The 3,192-nt window shown below is 43.7% G+C and carries 2 protein-coding genes; one reads left to right on the forward strand and one right to left on the reverse strand.

Annotated features, from left to right (window positions below):
* The first annotated feature begins 56 nt into the window (after positions 1-56).
* Positions 57-2,120 carry a tetratricopeptide repeat protein gene (locus tag F6K49_RS38340; protein ID WP_293105578.1) on the forward strand — a complete coding sequence of 688 codons (2,064 nt, stop codon included), beginning with the start codon at positions 57-59 and terminating at the stop codon, positions 2,118-2,120.
* A gap of 223 nt (positions 2,121-2,343) precedes the next feature.
* Here F6K49_RS38340 and F6K49_RS38345 read toward each other — a convergent pair.
* Positions 2,344-3,192: hypothetical protein (locus tag F6K49_RS38345; RefSeq protein ID WP_293105583.1), on the reverse strand; the 849-nt coding region annotated here is incomplete at its 5' end.

A 3,192-nucleotide genomic window follows, 5' to 3' on the forward strand; every position in this document is an offset into this window, starting at 1 on the left:
AACAAAAGCAGGAAAAGGTTGATATGTAATCCCTTTGCTCTGACACCTATGCCAGCATGATAGTAACGGACATTGCCTCAAATCAAGAAATTTCCAGTTGGAATCGGCAAACCTATCAACGTTTGAAACTCCCTTTGAGTATTGGTCTGCGCCGCCAGCTTTTTTTGGCAGTGTGTGATGACCTGAATCTGCGCAACCAGCTAGCAGATCAATTATACCGGGAGTTAGGCTTATGTGCAGCAAACGGGTCAAGGAACCACCAAGGTTACCCAAAGTTGGTCAGCTTGAATTTAAATCTGAGCGAGCCTAATCCCCTAGCTCAGATTAATCAATGGTTAACCGACCATCAGGAATCTTATACTTCTGAAAGTATACCGGGATTTCAGATTCTGGGTATAGAAAACTTAACACGGCAACCCGCAGCACTGCAACGATTGTTTCTTAGGCATTTACAGGCAATTGGGCATAATCTCAGCTACTGGGAACTGACTTTCTTGCTCTGGTTGCCACGACCTTGGTTTTATTCCATTCAGCAGTCCGTACCAGAATTTTGGCAACAGCACACTGGTTTCTTTGAGTTTGAAGGAGAACCAACACCCCTATCCCAAGGGGTGGCTGATACACCACAAGCTTCCTACACATTACCCCCTTCAACAACAGTAATCGATCCTGGTCAGGAAGATGTGGAGACACTACCAGGGCAAGAGGAGGTGTTGACAGTTGAAAGTTTTAATGTTGAAACACCACAAGATAACTTTCAACCAAACAACGTGCCACCTACAACTGAAACTGAAACACCACAAGATAACTTTCAACTAAACAACCTGCCACCGGCAACTGAAACTGAAACTGAAACTGAAACACCACAAGATAACTGCGAACTAAACCACCTGCCACCTGGAACTCAAAAACCATCTACAGGCCAAACCTATCTTGAATTGGGCAATCATTATCGCTACCTGATTGAACAGGGAGATGCCTCTGAGGAAAACTTAGTGATCGCAATCCAGGCTTATGAGCAGGCGCTGCAATGGTCAAAATTCAAACCTATAGAAGAATCCGCTATCCTCAATGATGTGGGAAATTTCTACTGGATGCTATCTCGTTGTCCGAACAATGACAACCTGATGGTCTCTTATTTAGAGCAAGGGATTAAATGCTATCAAATAGCACTAACTGACTTTTTAGCGGAACAATCTCCGGAAATTTTTAGCATGATACAGAATAATTTGGGAACAGCTTATGGAGAGTTAGGCCACTACCAAGACTTAGCTAAAAATCTGGAAAATTCTATTCGCGCCTATGAAGAAGCTTTGCGCTATAGCGGTGCTGATCATGACATGGTTAAATATGCTTCAACCCAGAACAACTTAGGAACGGCTTACTGGAATCTAGCGCAACATCAATCACCAGTGCCTAATTTAAAGAAAGCGATCGCAGCCTACCAAGAAGCCATCTGTGATCATGACACCACAGCCAATCCTCAAAATTGGGCAATGATTCAAAATAACTTGGGTACGGCTTACTGGAGTCTTGCCCAGCACGAACAACCAACAGTCTGGTTGAAGCTAGGGATATTTGCTTATAAAGATGCTCTCAAATACCGGAAACCAGAGGTTGACCCAGCTGGCTATGCTGCAACCCAGAATAACCTGGGTACCGCCTACTGGCACTTAGCCGACCAGTTAAAGGAGGAATATGGGGCACAAGCAGAATACTTTAAGCAATGTATAAGGGCTTATGAAAATGCTCTTGCGATCGCAGGACATCAACCACACCCGTCTGACCAAGTCCTTAACCAGAATAGATCGCCTATACCAGTTAACTTTGATATTATAGCTACCTACAACAACTTGGGGCTAGTGCATTTCCAGCTAGCCACACAGCCACAATTTTCCTTAACCAAAGGGTCTAAGTTAACTCATTTAGAAGCTGCCCTACACCAACATGTGCAAGCTTGTATGGGTACAGTTGATCAACCCGAAACCTACCAAATTTCTCTGAACTACCTGATCCACACTATTCGGGCATTCTCTCGGGAAAATGGTCCTGCGGGACAAAGCCTTGCCCTTTCCAAAGTTCCCGGTCAGCTATTACCAGAAATTTTGCCTCGCCTATGAGCTTAAGAATTTATAGCAATTCTCAGCAACCTTTGAGCGACATTGCTTATGCTTTTAATGCAAAAGTAACCCACCCCTAACCCCTCCCAGTAGGGGAAATATAAAAGGGAATAAGAAAGATGATTTTAAGGGAATCACCGTCAAAAAAGACTGTACCTCATAAGTGCGATTAACGCTATAAATTACCAATTAGTAATTACCAATTACCAAATTTATCATAACTCTAAAAAGGTAGTTCACCATTTTCATCATATTCTAACTCTTGCGGCCTATTCTGAATCTTGATATAAAACGGTCTTGGATCAGGTTGATTTTCGGCTACTGATGATTGGGGTTGCTCTTGGTCAAAGCTACCCTGAGTATCATTGACAAACGACTCTACTGATGGCTCTTTGGCCATGACTTCATTATTACTCATATCATCATTTAAATCAATAATTTCTCCGCCAAAACAATCTTTAATTTTCCCTAAAGCTTGCTCTATTTGATCAGCATCCCAGTCTAAGTCAGAGAAATCATACGGTGGCCTGGATAATGCTGGCCTGGATAATACTGGGCTGGATAATACAGTGTCCACTGCTTCAGATGTTTCAGAATTGCTAGGAGGGGCAAGGTTTTGTGGCTGGGATGGTTGGGGGGAGGGGTTTACTGCTGGCTTTGAAGAGTCACTGGTGCTAGGTGGCACAACTAGTTTGGCCTCCGTTGAATCCCCCTTTGAATCCCCCTTGCTGCTTGAAGATTCCTGTGGTGCTTCTGGGGTAGTGATTGGTGGAGGTAATTTCGGAGTTGGTACTGCTGGTAGGGTCACTCTTGATTGAGGAGCGGTCTGGGTGGGGAGTGCTCCTACTAGTTGAAAATTAACTTTCACATGACCTGGATGGACTTTGGCAAATGCCTTTTGAATTTGGGGCAACATTCCTTGTATGAGCTTTTGTACACCCTTCTTTTTGATGCCAATAGATGCCTCTCGGCCATTGAAAGCTAATAAACAGCCGTTGCTACGCAGTATTTCTCTAGAGCCATCCAGTTCAATATTATGAATGACCTGTTGCCAAACCTGCTCGATTTCGTA

It is taken from the genome of Moorena sp. SIO3I6, assembly GCF_010672095.1.